Annotated in this window: 14 protein-coding genes; 5 read left to right on the forward strand and 9 right to left on the reverse strand. The window is 70.8% G+C overall.

Annotated features, from left to right (window positions below; genetic code table 11):
- Positions 1-13: 13 nt before the first annotated feature.
- Complete coding sequence (locus T9R20_RS12220) at positions 14-919, forward strand: RDD family protein (protein WP_322409584.1); 906 nt, start codon at positions 14-16, stop codon at positions 917-919.
- Positions 920-953: 34 nt separating this feature from the next.
- Here T9R20_RS12220 and ahcY read toward each other — a convergent pair whose 3' ends face one another.
- A complete protein-coding gene (gene ahcY, locus T9R20_RS12225) occupies positions 954-2,465 on the reverse strand; it encodes an adenosylhomocysteinase (protein ID WP_322409585.1) in 1,512 nt (503 codons plus the stop codon).
- A gap of 86 nt (positions 2,466-2,551) precedes the next feature.
- Positions 2,552-2,758: a DUF3499 family protein gene (locus T9R20_RS12230; protein ID WP_248241193.1), complete on the reverse strand. Its 207-nt coding sequence runs from the start codon at positions 2,756-2,758 to the stop codon at positions 2,552-2,554.
- A gap of 61 nt (positions 2,759-2,819) precedes the next feature.
- On the opposite strand from T9R20_RS12230, the gene T9R20_RS12235 reads away from it, so the two are divergent.
- On the forward strand, positions 2,820-3,257 hold the full coding sequence (locus T9R20_RS12235; protein WP_322409586.1) for a metallopeptidase family protein: 438 nt from the start codon (positions 2,820-2,822) through the stop codon (positions 3,255-3,257).
- 12 nt (positions 3,258-3,269) lie between these two features.
- Here the strand turns inward: T9R20_RS12235 and T9R20_RS12240 are convergent, their stop codons facing one another.
- From T9R20_RS12240 to manA, 4 genes are all read right to left on the reverse strand, one after another.
- Positions 3,270-4,703 carry a DUF5719 family protein gene (locus T9R20_RS12240; protein WP_322409587.1) on the reverse strand — a complete coding sequence of 478 codons (1,434 nt, stop codon included), beginning with the start codon at positions 4,701-4,703 and terminating at the stop codon, positions 3,270-3,272.
- Positions 4,700-7,576 carry a glycosyltransferase gene (locus tag T9R20_RS12245; protein WP_322409588.1) on the reverse strand — a complete coding sequence of 959 codons (2,877 nt, stop codon included), beginning with the start codon at positions 7,574-7,576 and terminating at the stop codon, positions 4,700-4,702. The genes T9R20_RS12240 and T9R20_RS12245 overlap by 4 nt, the downstream gene beginning before the upstream one ends.
- A 93-nt stretch (positions 7,577-7,669) precedes the next feature.
- Entirely contained in the window at positions 7,670-7,993 is a 324-nt protein-coding gene (locus T9R20_RS12250) for a WhiB family transcriptional regulator (RefSeq protein ID WP_124294400.1), read from the reverse strand.
- 181 nt (positions 7,994-8,174) lie between these two features.
- Entirely contained in the window at positions 8,175-9,329 is a 1,155-nt protein-coding gene (gene manA / locus T9R20_RS12255) for a mannose-6-phosphate isomerase, class I (RefSeq protein WP_322409589.1), read from the reverse strand.
- Between the two features lie 43 nt (positions 9,330-9,372).
- On the opposite strand from manA, the gene T9R20_RS12260 reads away from it, so the two are divergent.
- The 3 genes from T9R20_RS12260 (at position 9,373) to T9R20_RS12270 (ending at position 13,286) form a co-directional block, all read left to right on the forward strand.
- Positions 9,373-10,899 (forward strand): O-antigen ligase family protein, encoded by a 1,527-nt coding sequence (locus tag T9R20_RS12260; protein ID WP_322409590.1) that lies wholly within the window; start codon positions 9,373-9,375, stop codon positions 10,897-10,899.
- A gap of 125 nt (positions 10,900-11,024) precedes the next feature.
- The gene (locus tag T9R20_RS12265) at positions 11,025-12,227 is read left to right on the forward strand and encodes an O-antigen ligase family protein (protein WP_322409591.1); all 1,203 of its coding nucleotides are present in this window, start codon (positions 11,025-11,027) and stop codon (positions 12,225-12,227) included.
- Positions 12,228-12,287: 60 nt separating this feature from the next.
- Complete coding sequence (locus T9R20_RS12270; protein WP_322409592.1) at positions 12,288-13,286, forward strand: glycosyltransferase; 999 nt, start codon at positions 12,288-12,290, stop codon at positions 13,284-13,286.
- A gap of 24 nt (positions 13,287-13,310) precedes the next feature.
- Here T9R20_RS12270 and T9R20_RS12275 read toward each other — a convergent pair whose 3' ends face one another.
- The 3 genes from T9R20_RS12275 to T9R20_RS12285 are packed head-to-tail and all read right to left on the reverse strand — an operon-like array spanning position 13,311 to position 16,849.
- Positions 13,311-14,048 (reverse strand): ABC transporter ATP-binding protein, encoded by a 738-nt coding sequence (locus T9R20_RS12275; RefSeq protein WP_322409593.1) that lies wholly within the window; start codon positions 14,046-14,048, stop codon positions 13,311-13,313.
- Positions 14,048-14,857, reverse strand: a complete 810-nt coding sequence (locus T9R20_RS12280; RefSeq protein WP_322409594.1) for an ABC transporter permease — start codon at positions 14,855-14,857, stop codon at positions 14,048-14,050. The genes T9R20_RS12275 and T9R20_RS12280 overlap by 1 nt, the downstream gene beginning before the upstream one ends.
- 9 nt (positions 14,858-14,866) lie before the next feature.
- Complete coding sequence (locus tag T9R20_RS12285; RefSeq protein ID WP_322412172.1) at positions 14,867-16,849, reverse strand: DUF6541 family protein; 1,983 nt, start codon at positions 16,847-16,849, stop codon at positions 14,867-14,869.
- Positions 16,850-16,881: the final 32 nt, after the last annotated feature.

Raw genomic sequence — 16,881 nt, forward strand, 5'->3', positions numbered from 1 at the left:
TTTCACTGTAGTCATGCCCTCCGACGGCTCGGCGACCACGTCTCCCCCGCGCGCCGGAGGCGATCTGCGACACGGCGCAGCCGTCCGCCCGCAGATCGTCGAGATCGATCAGGACGAGATCCTCACCGGCGAGGCCGTCGCCCTCGACGTGCAGCCGATCGGGTTCTTCCTCCGCGCGCTCGGCACGCTCATCGACGTCCTCATCGGTGCCGCGATCCTCATCCTGTTCGCAATCGCCGCCGGCTGGCTCACGGCCTCAGGGGCCCTCGACCCGGTGGTGACCCCGATACTCACGATCGCCGTCATCGTCATCGTGCTGGTCGTCCTCCCCACCGTCATCGAGACGGCCATGCGCGGGCGCAGCGTCGGCAAACTCGCCGTCGGCGGACGGATCGTCCGCAGCGACGGCGGCGCCTCGGGGTTCCGCCAGGCGTTCATCCGCGCCCTGGTCGGCGTTCTGGAGATCTGGTTCACCCTCGGCGCGCTGGCCGCGATCGTCGGCGCCTTCACGCCGCGCTCGCAACGACTCGGCGATCTGCTCGCCGGCACCTACGCCGAACGCACCCGCACCCCGCGGCTTCCCGCCCCCGCTCCCGGCATGCCGCCGGCGCTGGAGGGCTGGTCGTCGATCGCGGATGTCGCGCGCCTGCCCGACCCCCTCGCCCGGCGCATCGCGCAGTTCGTCCGCAATGCCGTCAACCTCGAGCCGGCGGCTCGGGCGCGCGTCGCGGCGTCGCTGGCGAACGAAGTGGCCGCGCACGTCTCACCGCTCCCCGCGACCGACCCCGAGAGTCTCCTTCGCGCGGTGGCGAGCATCCGCCGCGACCGCGAGTACCGCGCGCTCACGCTCGAGTCCCGGCGCGTGGCCGCCCTCACCGCCGGTGAGAACGCGGCGCCCCGCGGCTTCCCGGAGCGCTGAGCCGCCTCATCCGCTCCGGAAACCCTCAGGAGCCTCAGTACCGGTAGTGATCCAGCTTGTACGGCCCCTCGACCGGCACACCGATGTACGCCGCCTGGGCGGGACTCAGTTCGGTGAGCTCGACGCCCAGCGCCGGCAGGTGAAGCCGCGCGACCTTCTCGTCCAGCGCCTTCGGCAGCACGTAGACGCCCGTCGGGTACTCCTCGCGGCGGGTGTAGAGCTCCAACTGCGCGAGCACCTGGTTGGTGAACGACGCGCTCATGACGAAGGACGGATGCCCCGTGGCGTTGCCCAGGTTCATCAGACGCCCTTCGCTGAGGACCAGAACGCTCCGCCCGTTCGGCAGGCGCCACTCGTGCACCTGCGGCTTGATCTCCACGCGCTCGGCGCCGGGGAGCGACTCCAGCCCTGCCATGTCGATCTCGTCGTCGAAGTGGCCGACGTTCGCCACGATCGCCAGGTGCTTGAGCCCCAGGAGGTGATCGACGGTGACGACGCCGGTGTTGCCCGTCCCGGTCACGACGATGTCGATCTGGTCGAGAACCGACTCCAGCCGCGCGACCTGGAAGCCGTCCATGGCGGCCTGCAGCGCGCAGATCGGGTCGATCTCGCCGACGATGACGCGGGCACCCTGACCGCGCAGCGCCTCGGCGGCGCCCTTGCCGACATCCCCGTAGCCCGCCACGAAGGCGACCTTGCCGCCGATGAGCACATCGGTCGCGCGGTTCAGCCCGTCGGGCAGCGAGTGGCGGATTCCGTAGACGTTGTCGAACTTCGACTTCGTCACCGAGTCGTTGACGTTGATGGCGGGGAAGAGCAGCGTTCCGGCGGCCGCGAGCTCGTACAGGCGGTGCACACCCGTCGTGGTCTCCTCGGTCACGCCGATGAGGTCGGCGGCCATCCGGGTGAATCGCTGCGGGTCGCGCGCGAGGCTGCGTCGGAGGGTGTCCAGGACGATCCGGTACTCCGCGGATGCCCCCGCCTCGGCGTCGGGCACGGCTCCCGCCTTCTCGAATTCGACCCCCTTATGGACGAGGAGGGTCGCGTCACCGCCGTCATCGAGGATCAGATTCGGGCCCGCGGCGCCCTCGGCCGACCAGTCGAAGATGCGGTCGGTGCACGCCCAGTACTCGTCGAGCGTCTCGCCCTTCCAGGCGAACACCGGAACGCCGGCGGGATCGTCCACGGTGCCGGTCGGTCCGACGACGACGGCGGCGGCCGCTTCGTCCTGCGTGGAGAAGATGTTGCAGCTGGCCCAGCGCACCTGGGCGCCGAGGGCGACGAGGGTCTCGATGAGCACCGCGGTCTGCACGGTCATGTGCAGCGAACCGGCGATACGCGCACCGCGCAGCGGCTGCGACGGGCCGAACTCCTCGCGAAGGGCCATGAGCCCGGGCATCTCGTTCTCGGCGAGGCGGATCTGGTGGCGCCCCGCCGGTGCGAGCGTCAGGTCGGCGACGGTGAAGTCGATCGAGCGAGCGTCCTCGGCGGTGACAGCGACGGAATCGGATGCCGCGGGCGCGGCGGCGACGGTGGGAGTGGCCATGAACCCATTCTCCCACGGCCCCGCTTTCGGCCGGCCGGCGAGGGTCGGTCGGACGCGGCGCGCCCGCGCAGCGTGTCCCGAAGGGATCAGACGCGCAGTGTCTCGTGCCGCACGACGACCCATCCCTTGGGCACCGACATCCGCTCGGTGTGGATCGCGCAGAGGTCGTGCGCGTGCGGGTCGCCGGTCCGCCCGAGCGGCCCCAGCGCCGCCATCTGGTCGCCGTAGTCGTAGGTCAGTGTCGACGTCGCCTCACGGGCGCAGCCGACCTTGGAGCAGAGTCTGTCGCGCATCGTCCCTCACGCTAGTCACGACCCCCGACACCGAACGGATGCCGCGCCGTAGGATGAACGCATGGCCTGGCGTCGAGGACGAAGCGCGCAGGCGTACTCCCGCCCCGACCGTCACGGCCGGCACGGCCGGGAGGGCCGCAGCCCCGTCGTGCGCCCGCCGCTTCCGCCCCTGGATACCCGGGTCGAGAGGTTCGACCTCGCGGTGGGATCGGTCGCGGAGTTCCTCCGCTCGGCGTGGCCGGAGCTGCGCGAGGTGAGCTTCGAGATGGCAGACATGCCGCCCGCGACCGACGCCGACGGCATCCCGCGCTGGGTGGTCTCGCGCGAGCGCAAGCGGATCATCCTCTACCGGATCCCCATCGAGCGTCTCGGTCATCTGCATCGCAACGACGACCTCCACCGCCGCATGATGATCGAGAGCTGCGTCTTCCGTGCGGCGGCCGAGTACCTCGAGCGCGACCCCTGGGACCTCGGCCCCGAGCGCTTCCGCTTCCTCTGAGCGGGCGCCGGATCAGGGGTAGACGACGGTGGGCGGCGCGGCCGCGTCCGACGGCCACACCGGATAGCCGGCCAGTGCGTTGTCGCCCGACAGCGACAGGCCGGCGTGGATCACACCACCCGAGGTCTCGATGGCGAGCACCGAGCGGGCATCGGCGGGGACCACGGCAGACCCGCCCGCGGGCAGGTCCAGGGTCTGGATCACCGCACCGTCGAGCGTCGAGACGGTGACAGACGAGGGCTCGTCGCCGCTGTTGACGACGGTCAGCACGGGCGCGGGGCCCGCGGGGGCGGCGACGAGCGCCGTCGCGCCGAGTTCGGGAGCCGGGGTGAACCACGCGAAGTCGCTCCCCTGAACGAAGCCGCTGGTGTGCCAGGCGGCGGCCACCACGGGAGCGTCCGCCTCGACGCGCACCACATACTCCCCCTCGGTGAGACCGCTCACCTCCGCTTCCAGCGGCACGCCGGGCTCGAGGGTGACGGTCACCGGCGAACCGACGCCCGCGCCGGTCGCCGCGTCGGTGGCGGTGACCGTCGCCGAGATCGGCCCCGCGTCCCCCGCGGCGGGCGCCATCACCCGCACGATGGTCTCGGCGCCCTCGCCCTGCGGCGCCTCACCCTGTGTCGCGGCGGGTACCGCCACACCGGCGATCACCTGCTCGGTCGCCGGCGCCACGATCGGACCGATCTGGTCGATGCCCGCAGCCTGGAGGGTGCGGGTGACGCTCGTCTGCAGGGACGCCTGAATGGGCGCGCCGGTGGCCGTGACCCGGATGACCGGGCTCTCCTCCCCGAGCAGCAGACCCGCCAGGGGCACGATCCGCTGGGCACCCGCCCGCACGACGATGTCGGCGCCTCCGGCGGGCTGCTGCTCGCCGGACGCCCCGAAAAGGGTGAGCTGCACGGTCGCGGGGACGGTGCCGGGGTTGGTGAGGATGACGAGGTCCGAGGCCCCCGTCGTCCCCGATCCCCCGACCAGCCACGACTCGGTCAGCGGCGGACGGCATGCCGACGCAGCGAAGCCGGAGAGATCGGGGTCGGACACCGTCGCCGCGCCGGCGGCGGCGAGCGCCCCCACCTCGCGGTCCACGGGCTCGACGGTGAACGCCTCGGGCCCGACGGCCTCGGGCACCTCGGTCTCGAGGACCCGGGACGCCGGCGCGGCGTCATCCGTTCCTCCCCCGCTGGTCACCGCGGCCACCGCCGCCTGACTCAGCCCGAGCGCGTTCTCGGCGGTGCGCCCCAGGGCGACGAGCCCGCCCGGGCACGCGAGGGTCACGGTGTCGGGCTCGGGGGTGACCGAGAGGGCGAGCGGCGCGCGCTCCACCGTCGGCCACGGCACGGCCGACAGGGTCACGATGCCGACGACGAACCCGGCTGCGGCGAGGGTGCCCGCCAGCATCCGGGCGCTCGTCGCCGCCCAGCGGAACCTGCGGCGATCGCTCATCGCTCCTCCCCCACGGCCGCGCCGGTCGTTCCGAATCCGACGATGCGCGGCGTGCGACGCGCGGCGCGACGCGACGCGCGTGTGGGCACCGCCAGCAGGAGTGCGATGGCGAGGACGGCGAGGTCGGCCCACACGATGAGCCGCGCGAGATCGGCGGCGGATGCCGGCAGTGCCGGTCGCTCGGCGACCTCGCCCGTGACGCGCCAGAGCTCCCCCTTCGGGGTGGCACCGGCGTTGTCCAGTCCGTCGCGCTGATCCAGGGCGAGAACGGCGTCGAGGCGGAACGCGCGGGCGGCGTCGGATTCGGGGATGGCGGCCGGTGCGAGCACGACGAAGCCGATCCCCTGCGCGGCGAGATCGGCGACCGAGCCCTCGCCGGTCGTGGAGATGAGGTCGACCGCGAGGGTCGCCACGGTCTCGTCGGCGGGGGTCGGCGCCGCCCGCGTGGCAGCCACCGTGCTCTGGCCGCTGAGGGTCTCGCTCTCGCCCCAGACCACCCCGGCGGCCACGCCGCCGCCGTTCTGGGGGGTGAGCACCAGCGTGCCGACGTCGGGATCGTCGCCGCCCTCCGCGGCGACGAAGGCGGGGAGCGTGCTGTCGGGCCCGTTGGTCAGCTCGGCGGTGCCGCGCGTGAGCGCGGTGAGCTGAGGGACGGCGAGCACCGCGATGGCGAGTCCGGCGGTGACCGCGACCGCGACCCGCGCGCCGCGCATGCGCGGTGCGAACCCGGCATCGAGGGCCACGAGCGACCCGCCGACCATCCCGATCCACGCCAGGCTCAGGCCGGCGCCCGGCCAGAGCGGCACGCTCTGGCCCTGCACCACCGAGACCGAGACGCCCACCGCGATGAAGGCGGTGACGATGCCGAGGGCGGTGACGATGAGGAGGCCGATCCCGGTCGCCCATCGCGCGGTGAGCGGCGCCAACAACGCCAGGACGGCGAGCGGAGCGACCAGGAGCGGCACCCACCACACCCACACCCCCTCGAGCATCGTCGCCCAGTCGCCGGCGTCCGGCGACGGCAGGCCGGCGATCAGCAGACTGCGGCCGACGACGTCGGCGCCGACCTGCGACCCCGCCCAGGGCAGTCCGGGGTCGGCGACGAGCGCCCACCACTGGCCCGCCATCCCCTGCCACCACACCAGCGGTGCGACCACGACGACGGTCGGGACGAGCGTCCAGATCAGCTGAGCCGTGCCACGGCCCGAGCGCACGATGATCACCAGCAGCAGCGCCAATACCCACAGCGCGACGAGCGCGGGCGCGAGCGAGGGTGCGCAGGCGATCGCGGCTGCGAGCAGCAGCGAGGCGACCCCCGCAGCAGCCCAGGAGCGATGGGCGACCGAGCCGGTGTAGAACAGCCACGGCAGCAGGAGATGGAGGATGACGGCCGCCGGGCGCCCCTCGGTCAGCGCGGCCAGGAACGCCGGGGCGAGCGCCCAGAGGGCGCCGCCGAGGATGCGGAGTCCGCCGCGCTCAGTGACCCGCGTGGCGGCGAACCAGCCGCCGGTCGCGGCGAGCGGCAGGGCGAGGATCCACAGCAGCACCAGGGCCCGCGACGGGTCGCCCGGCCAGAGGCTCCCGACGACGGCGAGGATCGTGGCGAACGGGTCGGCGGGGCCGACGACGTCGAGACCGAGCTGGCGCCGGCCGAAGGCGGCGTCGGCCCAGAGCTCGGCGAGGGTCGTCCGCAGCGGCAGCAGACCGCCGCCTCCCATCACCGGCCAGGCCAAGAGGGCGGTGAACGCGGCGACCGACACGACGAGCGCGCCGAGCACCAGCCACGCGCCGCCGCCGGTGAAGAAGTGCAGATCGCGGCGGACGTAGGCGCCGGAGTCGGTGGCCGTCTCGGCGTCGGCCTCGTCGTCGAGACGTTCGCGCAGCTCGCTCTGCGAGATCCGGAGGGCGTTCAGCTGCAGCCACGACGCCTGACGGGTACGACGGATGCGACGGCGGGCGCGCGCCACCTGGGGGATCCGGAGGATCGCGGCGACCGCCGCCCCCCATTCGGGGAACACGCGCTCGGGCTGCTTGGTGACCAGGTGCGCCGCGGTGCGCCACAGCGCGACGGGCAGGGTCGAGAGCCAGAGGGCGAGGACGGCCGCCGGATGGGCGTAGACGAGACGGCGGTGCAGTTCCGCCGCTCGGGTGGCGAAGGCGCGGCGGCGGCGCCGACGCGGCGTCGTGGGGGCCGGGAGCCCTGCGACGCCGTCGCCCTCGGTCGCGACGAGTGCCGAGGGGACGATCGAGACCCGGTACCCGGCGAGGCGCGCCCGGACACCGAGGTCGAGTCCTTCGTCCGCGCCGCTGAGCGCGGGGTAGAGGCCCTCGAGCGCCCGCCAGGCGTCCGCGCGGACGAGCAGGCCCCGCACGTCGGCGCCGAGCACGTCCTGCCGTGCGTCGTGCTGACCCTGATCGAGTTCGCCGTCGGCCAGCCCCACCGTGCGGCCGAGCCGGGTCATCGTGACACCGAGCGAGACGATCTCGCTGCGGTCATCCCACCGCACGAGCTTCGGAGCGACGAAGGCGACCGAGGGCGCGAGCTCGAGAGCCCCGACGAGCTGGTGGAGCGCGTCGGGCTCGGGAGCGGTGTCCTGCGCCAGGAGCCACACCGCGTCGCCGTCGAGACGGTGCGAGGCGAGCGCCGTGGCAGCAGCGAATCCGGTCGAGGCCGAGGCGGTGATGACCGATTCGGCGCCCGACGCCGCAGCGATCTCGGACAGTCCCGCGCTGTCGCCGCAGAGCACGATGGTCAGAGCGTCGACGGGGCGCGACTGCTGACGCAACGCAGCCAGCGTGCGACGCAGGTGGGGGGCCGCCGTCGTCCGCCCGTCCGGGCGCACGACGAGAAAGGCGTGGACTCTCGCGGGCATGACCTGGTCAGCCTAGGCGGCGAAGCTCTCGTGGCCGGGTCGCACGCGCCGCGAAGACGACGACGGGGACGCCGCAGCATCCCCTCGTCGTCGTCAGCCGGCCCGCCGCTTGAGCTTGCGGCGCTCCCGCTCGCTCAGTCCGCCCCAGATGCCGAACCGCTCATCGTTCTGCAGCGCGTACTCGAGGCACTCGGTACGCACATCGCACGAGGAGCAGATGCGCTTGGCATCGCGGGTCGAGCCGCCCTTCTCGGGGAAGAACGCCTCGGGGTCGGTCTGCGAGCACAGCGCGTCGGTCTGCCAGCCGAGCTGGGTCTCTTCGTCTTCGACGACGGGGCGACGAACGCCCGGGACCCCTAGCTGAACCGGATCGACGAACCAATTGTCGGGAACGCCGGAACGGTATTGCGCCGCCATCTGGTTCTCCCACCTGTCACCCACGCCCTGCTGCGTGTACGAGTAATTACACCGGTGTAGTTCGCCGCGGTCAAGTCGCAGATCGTAAACCCTCAACCGGCGGGTGAATCTTCACGACGCGCCGTCGGCGTGTCGCGGTTCGGTCACGCCCGCCCGGATTCCCAGGGAGATGAGAGAACTCTCACCTGCCGGGCTCGGCGAGGAACACCCGACCGGTGCCGTGCACCGTGATCGCGCTCTCGTCGGGGGCCACGAGCACCGCGCGGCCGGGCCGGAGCGGCACGGCGTCGCCGCCGCCCCCGGCCACCGTGACCTCTCCCTCGGTGGCCACCACGAGCGCGATGCCCGAAAGGGGAACCGCCACGGCGCTCCCCCGCACCTCGGCCGTCCTCAGCGCGAAGTCGGAGACCGGGACGTCGTAGCGCGCGACGCCCTCGCCCTCGGGGCGCGCCCGCACGACGTCCGCCGGACCGGGCGTGGTGTCGACGATCGACAGCAGCTCGTCGACGTCGATGTGCTTGGGCGTCAGGCCACCGCGCAGCACGTTGTCGCTCGCCGCCATGATCTCCACGCCGAGGCCGCGCACGTACGCGTGCAGTACTCCGGCGTCGACGAACAGCCCCTCGCCGCGGCGCAGGGTGACGAGGTTCATCAGCAGGGCGACGACGACACCGGCATCCCCGGGGTGTTCGTCGATCAGCCGTCGGGCGTTGTCGAGCTCGTCGGCGAACTCCGCCGAGCGGGCGGTCTTCACGGCGGCCAGCAGCCCGTCGAGGTCGTCACGGGTGGCGCCCGACAACACCCAGGTCAACGCCTCGCGCAGACCCGCCGCCGGGTCGGATGCCGCCAGCGCCGCCTGCAGCGCGGCGGCCGGGTCGCCCAGCTCCGCCAGCAGACGCCGGGTCGCGGCGACGTCGCGGAGCCCGGCCATCGCGACGAACTCGTCGGAGACGGCGACGATGAGCTCGGGCTTGTGGTTCAGATCGCGGTAGGTCCGGTGCGCGGCATCCACCGGGATCCCCGCCTCGTCCTCCCGCGCGAACCCTTCCTGCGCCTGCGCGGTGGTCGGGTGCGCCTGGATCGAGAGGGCGGATGCCGCGGCGAGGAGCTTCAGCAGGTAGGGAAGCCGTTCCGGGGCGCCGACCGACCGCCCCTCCTCGGCGAGCCAGGCGTCCAGTGATCGGCCGTCGGCGACCCGGGCGGGCGAGCCGGGGTGATCTCCGAACCACACCTCCGCCTCGGGGCGACCGGAGGGTTCGCGCCCCTCGAGTTCGGCGAGCAGGGTGGCAGATCCCCACGCGTAGTCGCGGGGATCGTTCGCGATCGGCACCAGCATGGGTCCAGCCTAGGAGGCCGGCCGCCGGTAGCCTGAACTCACCATGGCCGTCCACACGAAGCATCCGGTCGCGGCACGCCCCGGCCCGCCCGTTCGCGAGAAGACGGGGCACCTGCTCCTTCGCGCCTGGTGCATCTTCGTGCTCGCGTCCATGCTCGCGAGCGTCGGCTGGGTCAACATCCTGGGCGACGCCGGCGCCGGGGTGCTGATGATCTCGGCCGGGGTGGTGTCGGTGATCGCGTGGACGGTGATCCGCCCGCCGTTCCAGTGGCGGCGACTGCCGTGGTTCGCACTGGCGTACGTCGCCTGGGCGGCACTGTCGATCACCTGGTCGGCCTGGCTCGGAACGTCCGTCCTGACCTGGCTTCTGCTGGCACTGACCACCCTGCAGGGTCTGTTCGTCGGAGCGATGCTCACGTGGCGCGAGCTCGTGCGCGCCGTCGCGTCGGCGCTGAAGTGGGTGCTCGGCCTGTCGCTGTTGTTCGAACTGGCCGTGTCGCTGTTCGTGCAGGGCCCCCTGCTTCCCGGCTTCGTCCTCCCCGACCCGGCGGTCGACTACGACCCCATCGTCTACTGGTCGCGCGACAACCTCTTCGACGGCGGGCGTCTGCAGGGGCTGATGGGCAACGCCAACCTCCTCGGGCCCGTGGCGCTTCTGGGCATCATCGTCTTCGCGATCCGGTTCGCCGCCCACGCCCCCCGCCGGATGCTGCTCATCGGCTGGATCGCCCTCGCCGCATTCCTCTACGTGCGGGCGGCTTCGGCCACGGCCTTCCTCGCCGGCGTCCTCGCCCTGATCGTCCTCATCACCGTGCTGCTCATGCGCCGCGCCCGCCGCCCCGGCGAGCGCACGCGCTGGTACATCGCGTACGCCGTCATCGCGATCGGCGGCGGCGTGTCGCTGTGGGTCTTCCGCGATGCGCTGTTCCGCGCCGTGGGGCGCGAGAGCGATCTGACCGGCCGCCAGGGCATCTGGCAGGCGGTGCTCGAGCGTGCGGGCGAGCACCCGATCGTGGGATGGGGGTTCGCCACGCCGTGGCTGCCCTGGGAGCCGCTGTTCGACCGGTGGATCGTCGACCACGGCGAGACCGTCATGCAGGCCCACAACATGTGGCTCGACGTCTACCTGCAGCTGGGCATCATCGGCGTCGTCATCTTCGCCGCAGCGCTGCTGGCCTTCATCTGGCGAGCGTGGTTCTTCGCCGTCGACCGGCCCCGGTGGGACCTCCGCGCCGACCGGCCTTACTCGCCGCTCACGCTCCTGCCGACCCTGGTGGGAGCCATCCTGCTCGTCCAGGGGGTCGCCGAGTCGACGCCGCTGCTGATGTGGGGATGGATGTTCCTGGTCATGCTCGGCGGTAAGATCAAGCAGACGCCGCACATCGGGGTCGGCCCGACCGAGCGTTCGTTGGCCATCGAGCGCGGCGAACTCCTGCTCGACGCCGTCCGCGCCGACACCCTGCGTCCTCGGGCGCGATCGGCGCGGCAGGAGGGCGCGACGCGCGCCGATCCGGACGCCGTCCCGAGCGAGGCCGCGACACCCGACGCCGAGACGAAACCGGCACTGTGACGTCGGCGGGATCCGGAGCCCTGCACCACGGCTGGTTGTCGCATCTGCTCGGGTCCGCGGCCTTCGCGCGCGCCTATTCGCTGTGCGTCCTGGGCGCGGTGTTCTTGGGACACCTGATAGAGCGGATGACCGGACGGGTCACCTACGTCACGATCATCGCCGTGCTGTGCCTCTTCGGCGGGGCGATGCTCTTCGTCCGCCGCGGCGAGATCTCGCTCCTGCGACTCGTGCCGACGACCCTGATCGTGCTGGCCGGGTGGACGTTCGTCAGCATCTTCTGGAGCTCGGACCCCGTGGGATCGTTCTGGGGGTGGCTGTCCTTCGTCGCCGTCGCGTTCCTCGCGGTGACCCTCGGCCACGTCCGCGACACCTTGCAGACCGCGCGCGCCCTCGGCGACGTGCTGCGCGTGCTCCTGACGATCTCGCTCGGCGTCGAGATCCTCAGCGGCATCCTCCTGGACACCCCGTTCCGATTCCTCGGCGTCCAGGGGAACATCGCCCAGCTCGGACCGGTCCAGGGCATCTTCGGCACCCGGAACGTGCTGGGATTCGTCGCCGTGCTCGCCCTCATCACCTTCCTCATCGAGTACCGCACGCAGTCGGTCAGACCCGGGATGTCGCTGTACTCCGTCATCCTCGCCGGAACCCTCGCGGTGCTCAGCGACTCCCCCACCGTGCTCGTCCTCGCCGTCGGGGTGGGGCTCGCATCCGCCGCCCTCGCCCTGGTGCGACGCACTCCCCCCTCGCGCCGAGGAGCGGTGCAGTGGGCCCTGGGGGGTCTCGTGGTGATCGGGATCGGCGTCGGCTACGTCGCGCGCCAGCCGATCGTGACTCTGCTCGGGGCCGGCACCGACTTCTCCATCCGGGTCGAGCTGTGGAACCGGATGGTCGACCTCATGCGCTTCCGGCCCGTCCAGGGGCAGGGGTGGTTCGGCCCGTGGGACGGCGAGGAGTACCCCTTCAACGCGCTGAACTTCCTCACCCGCACGACCCACGCCACCGGTCTGAACGCCTATCTCGACGTCCTCCTCCAGGTCGGCTGGGTGGGGCTGCTGCTGTTCCTGGCCTTCTGCACGGCCGCCCTCGTGCGGGCCTGGCTCGACGCCAGCGAGCGCCGCTCGGTCATCTACGCCTGGACGCCCCTCATCCTCGTGGCGCTCCTCATCGACTCGCTGTTCGAGAGCTTCACCCTGTTCGGCATCGGGTGGCTCATGCTCGTCCTCTGCGCCGTGCGCGCCGGGCAGTCCCGCTCGTGGCGGGAGCGCCTCGGCAGCCCCGACGACATCGGTCCCGGGCTGCCGGTCTTCGACGTGCCGCGGGAGCGGTGAGGGCGAGGCGCGGGGCGTTCACCCGGAGTTCGGATGCGCCGCTGTTAGAATCCTCGCGCCATGACACTCGCCGATGCACGCCCGGAACAGACCGTGACTGAACAGTTCTCCCCGGCGACGGCGACGATCGCCATCGTGACCTTCAACCGCTCGGGGCTTCTTTCCAGGCTCCTCGAGAGCATCGAGCGGATGGATCCCAAGCCCGGCCACGTCGTGATCGTCGACAACGCGTCGACCGATGACACCGGCGACGTCGTCGAGTCGTTCCGCGAGCGGCTCGGCACCCAGCTCGTCTACCGCCGGATGGACACCAACACCGGCGGCTCCGGCGGTTTCAGCGAGGGCATGCGGGTCGCCTACGACCTCGGCTCGACCTGGATCTGGCTCATGGACGACGACGTCGAAGTCATCCCCGACGGCCTGGCGAAGATGGGAAAGTGGGCGCCGCGCTTCAGGAGCATCCAGGGGCGCCGCTACGACTACGACGGCAGCGAGTTCTACTGGCAGTACCGCATCGCCGAGCCCCTCGCCATCCCGATCCCGTTCGCCCCCGCGAGCTTCGACGCCTCTGGGTTCAAGGAGATGAACTCGGGATGCTTCGAGGGGATGTTCATCCACCGCGACATCGTCACCGAGATCGGCCTGCCCGACCCGAGGTTCTTCATCTACTGGGACGACCAGATGTACGGCTGGCTGGCGTCCCGGGTCACCACTTCGGTGATCGTCGACGAGTTCGTGCTGCGCCGCACGCGCGAGATCCGGCAGTGGGACATGGGCATCCGCCACATGAACGCCTCGAGCAACGCCTACCGGTACTACATCATGCGCAACCGGGCGCACATCAAGCGCTACTACCGCTCCCTCGGGGTCTACAGCCCGCTGCTCTTCGGTCTCGGCACCGCGCTCACGTTCGGCAAGGAGCTGATCCGGCTGTTCTTCGTGGAGCGGACGGTCCGCGGCACGTCGCACCTCTTCCGAGGGCTGCGCGACGGCCGGAAGATCGCGAACGACGCCTCCTGGGCGCCGATGCCGCCGCTGTCAGCCGCTGCCGGTCGTTGAGCGAGGGCAGCAAGTCGAAACGGGTCAGCCGCCGTTGTAATCGGCGTTGTACCGGTCGAGCACCTCGTTGATCGACGCATCCATCGCCAGCCGCCCCTTGTCGAGGTACAGCCCCCGCTCGCAGAAGCGGCGAAGGTCTCGCTCGCTGTGGGAGACGAAGAAGAGCGTCCTCCCGTCGGCGAGCAGCTCGTCGATCCGGGTATAGCACTTCTCGCGGAACGCCTTGTCGCCGACGGCGAGCACCTCGTCGACCAGCAGAATCGGCTCCTCGAGCTGCGACACCACGCTGAAGGCCAGGCGCACCTTCATCCCGTTGCTGAGGTGCTTGTAGGGGGTGTCGACGAAGTCGCCGAGCTCGGCGAAATCGATGATGCCGTCGAAGCGGCGCGAGACCTCGGCCCGCGGCATCCCGTGCAGTCCCGAGGTCAGGCGCACGTTCTCGCGGACGGTCAGGTCGCCGACGAATCCGCCGGTGATCTCGATCAGCGGGGCGACTCCCCCGTTGACCCGTACCGAGCCCTCATCGGGTAGGAGGACGCCCGCGACGAGTTTGAGCAGCGTGGATTTGCCCTGGCCGTTCCGTCCCACCACGCCGATCGACTCGCCGGGAGCGACGGTGAAACTCACGTCGCGAAGCGCCCAGAACTCGCCGGGCCTCGAGCGCCGGTTCGAGCCGGCGAACAGGTCTTTGAAGCTCCGGCTTCCTCGACGGTTCCGTCGGAACCGGACTCCGAGATCCGCCACCTCGATCGCGTGCGTCATCACAGCTCCTTCAGCACGGGGCGTTCGAGCCGGCGGAACACGAAGAGCCCCAGAGCCAGGATGCCGACGCTCATCGCCACGCCGACGACGACCGACAGTGTGTCCCAGACCTCGGGGAAGAAGCCGAACCGGTAGAGGGTGAAGATCCCCGACAGCGGGTTGAAGGCGGCGAGCTGCGGGAAGATCCCCGGCAGGTCGGAGACCGAGTAGATGATCGGCGAGGCGTAGAAGAGCACGCGGAGGATCAGTTTGGTCGTGCGCTCCAGGTCGGAGTACAGCACGCACAGGGGCGCGACGATGAGCCCCAGGCCCACGAGCAGCATCGTCTGCAGCAGGATGGCGACCGGGAAGAGCAGCAGACCCCAGTTCAGCGCCACCGGCGTTGCGCTCGTGAATGCGGCGGCCACGACGAACCCCACCAGCACCGGGAGCGAGCAGAGGAACTCGACGCCCTTGCTGAGCACGATGCGGTTGACCCAGATCGACCGCGGGATGGACGTCGACCGGACCAATCGTGCGTCTTTGTTGAAGGCACGCGTGAAGTCCGACACCGCCGCGTTGAACCACACCCACGGCAGCAGTGCGGTGATGAGGAAGACGATGTACGGCTCGTGCCCGACGGTGCGCTGGAAGACCTGCGTGAAGACGAACCAGTAGATGAGGCTCATCACCAGCGGGTCGAGGACCGACCAGAGGTAGCCGAGGGCGCTCGTGGCGTATCGCACCCGGAGATCGCGGGCCGAGAGCAGCCACAGCGAGTGGAGGTAGCGACGCGGAGACCCGGGGGCACCGACGGTCGCTGTGGTCACGGATCGATCCTAGGGCGCGGGCAACGCGTCAGCAGGCAGCGCCCCGCATTGATCGATCCGGTACAGCTTCGATTCACCGTCCGTGGCCACCTCAGTGAACAACCCGGCCTCGACGGCAGCGTGCGGTCCGGGGAAATGATTCCCTGCCGGATCTCCGCCGCCGAACTCGTGAGGGTTGAATACCACGTACCTCACCCTCAACTCATCGAGTGCGGCGCATACCGCTGGATCGGTCTCGATACTCGCGAGGTTCCACGCGAGTATCAGGCGGGCGGGATCCCATTGTCCGTTGACGTGGGGGAACACCGGCTCGCGCGCGCCGAAGGCGAGCGTCCAAGCCGAGCCGTCCCAAGGGTCACCCAGAACCTTCTGACCCTCCGGAACGTAGTCCGGTAGGGACGCAAAGAATTCGATTTGGCTTCGAGACACCACTTCCACACGTGCGTTCGATTCCGGCATGGAGAACACCGCCGACACGGAACCGGTCACACCCGTCACGGTGAGGGTGGCGGCTGAGGTCGCAGCAACGACCCACGCGGAGGGCACGAGCAACGGACGCCGGAACAGGCGTGACCATAGCCGTCCCGCGCTGAGAACTCCGAGGACGGCGAGCGGTACACCGAGTACCGGCATCACGGAGGAGAGCCGGAACTTGTCCTTGTACCACACCGCTGTGGACAGCTTGGAGAACACATCATCCGAACCCGCAGCGAGGATGTAGAGCAACGCCAGCAGGCCGAAGGAGATGACCAACCAACGACTCCGGCGGGCGCGCCACGCGACCACTGCTCCAGCGATGACGACGATCGCGAGAAGCACGGACGGGGCTGTCGAAATGGCGCCGACACCAGTGAGAGTCGATTGGGATACGACCTGCCACACACCCGTCCCGATGTTCTGTACGGCGGCGGCTTGCGGACCACCGAGCCGCTCCTCGAGGGGCCGTTCGAACAGACCCAAGCGGGCGATGACATACCAGGCGGCCACGGTAGCCGCCCCGACCGAGGCTGCCGTCGAGAGTGCGAGGGCAACGATCGCGCGACGTCGGGCGGCCCCGGAACCGCGAAGTCCTCTGCGGGCCATACCGACGGCTACGAAGATCGTGGGAACCGACATGATGAGCGCCCAGCTCGCGAGGACGCGAGGCTGCGAGAATGCGACCGCCGCGAGCGTCGCCGCCGTCCCGAGAACGGTCCATGCGAGAGGAGCGCGCCGAGCGCCCGGTCGATTCGCACGACCCAGCCGCCAGCCGATGACTGGCACAGCGACCGCGGCAGGGAGGAGCGCTGTGGCGAGAAACGTCGGATAGAGCGTCCCCCAGGTCAGGAGAGCGTAGGGCATCGATCCGAACGCTGCACCGAGGGGAAGAGCCACGAGAGCCGCGGTCGAGACGTTGATCCGCGGCAGGCACGCGTGACTGATCCAGGCGACACCAGGCAGCCAGACCGCCGCCGCCACAGCGATCCACGTCGCGTTGACGGCTATGGGGATCGCCTGGCCTGTCAGTTGCGCCACCGACGCGACAGTCGAGTGCCAGGCCGCCGGATAATAGGCGAACTCGCGATCAGTCTCGATCAGCGTGCGCAATGTGAGTGATGAGGCGTCACCATCGACGAGGATGCGTGCGATCGCGGAGACGTGGAACACATTGTCGTAGCTCTGGCTCACAAGCGCTGGACTAGGCGTGCCCGCGAAAGCGACCGCGGCGATGAGGGCAGAGGCTGCGAGCCAGGTCAAGACGAGGGCTGTGCGCCGACGGGTTCTCGACGGCGGCGGACCACCGGATCGGCGAAACAGAAGCACACCGATCGCGACCACCGCGGCCAGAATGAAGGGGTGCCATGCCATGAAGGGCAGGCCGACCACAGACCCGATTACGCCCGCGATCCCGATCAAGAGCACTGAGAGAGGGCCAGCCAAGGCGACCCGCGGGACCATTCCCCCTCGAAGCGGGGCGAGGCCGATGAGCCCAGGTAACAAGAGCATGCCCATGGCCGCCGCGACCGCGGGGATGACCGCCCACC

It is taken from the genome of Microbacterium invictum, assembly GCF_034421375.1.
GTDB lineage: Bacteria > Actinomycetota > Actinomycetes > Actinomycetales > Microbacteriaceae > Microbacterium > Microbacterium invictum_A.

Coding starts and splice junctions, on each gene's coding strand:
- ahcY (WP_322409585.1), bottom strand. CDS start 2,465: ATGGCCACTCCCACCGTCGCCGCCGCGCCCGCGGCATCCGATTCCGTC.
- T9R20_RS12250 (WP_124294400.1), bottom strand. CDS start 7,993: ATGGCGGCGCAATACCGTTCCGGCGTTCCCGACAATTGGTTCGTCGAT.
- T9R20_RS12265 (WP_322409591.1), top strand. CDS start 11,025: ATGACCGGACGGGTCACCTACGTCACGATCATCGCCGTGCTGTGCCTC.
- T9R20_RS12245 (WP_322409588.1), bottom strand. CDS start 7,576: ATGCCCGCGAGAGTCCACGCCTTTCTCGTCGTGCGCCCGGACGGGCGG.
- manA (WP_322409589.1), bottom strand. CDS start 9,329: ATGCTGGTGCCGATCGCGAACGATCCCCGCGACTACGCGTGGGGATCT.
- T9R20_RS12240 (WP_322409587.1), bottom strand. CDS start 4,703: ATGAGCGATCGCCGCAGGTTCCGCTGGGCGGCGACGAGCGCCCGGATG.
- T9R20_RS12230 (WP_248241193.1), bottom strand. CDS start 2,758: ATGCGCGACAGACTCTGCTCCAAGGTCGGCTGCGCCCGTGAGGCGACG.
- T9R20_RS12270 (WP_322409592.1), top strand. CDS start 12,288: ATGACACTCGCCGATGCACGCCCGGAACAGACCGTGACTGAACAGTTC.
- T9R20_RS12235 (WP_322409586.1), top strand. CDS start 2,820: ATGGCCTGGCGTCGAGGACGAAGCGCGCAGGCGTACTCCCGCCCCGAC.
- T9R20_RS12275 (WP_322409593.1), bottom strand. CDS start 14,048: ATGACGCACGCGATCGAGGTGGCGGATCTCGGAGTCCGGTTCCGACGG.
- T9R20_RS12285 (WP_322412172.1), bottom strand. CDS start 16,849: ATGGGCATGCTCTTGTTACCTGGGCTCATCGGCCTCGCCCCGCTTCGA.
- T9R20_RS12260 (WP_322409590.1), top strand. CDS start 9,373: ATGGCCGTCCACACGAAGCATCCGGTCGCGGCACGCCCCGGCCCGCCC.
- T9R20_RS12220 (WP_322409584.1), top strand. CDS start 14: ATGCCCTCCGACGGCTCGGCGACCACGTCTCCCCCGCGCGCCGGAGGC.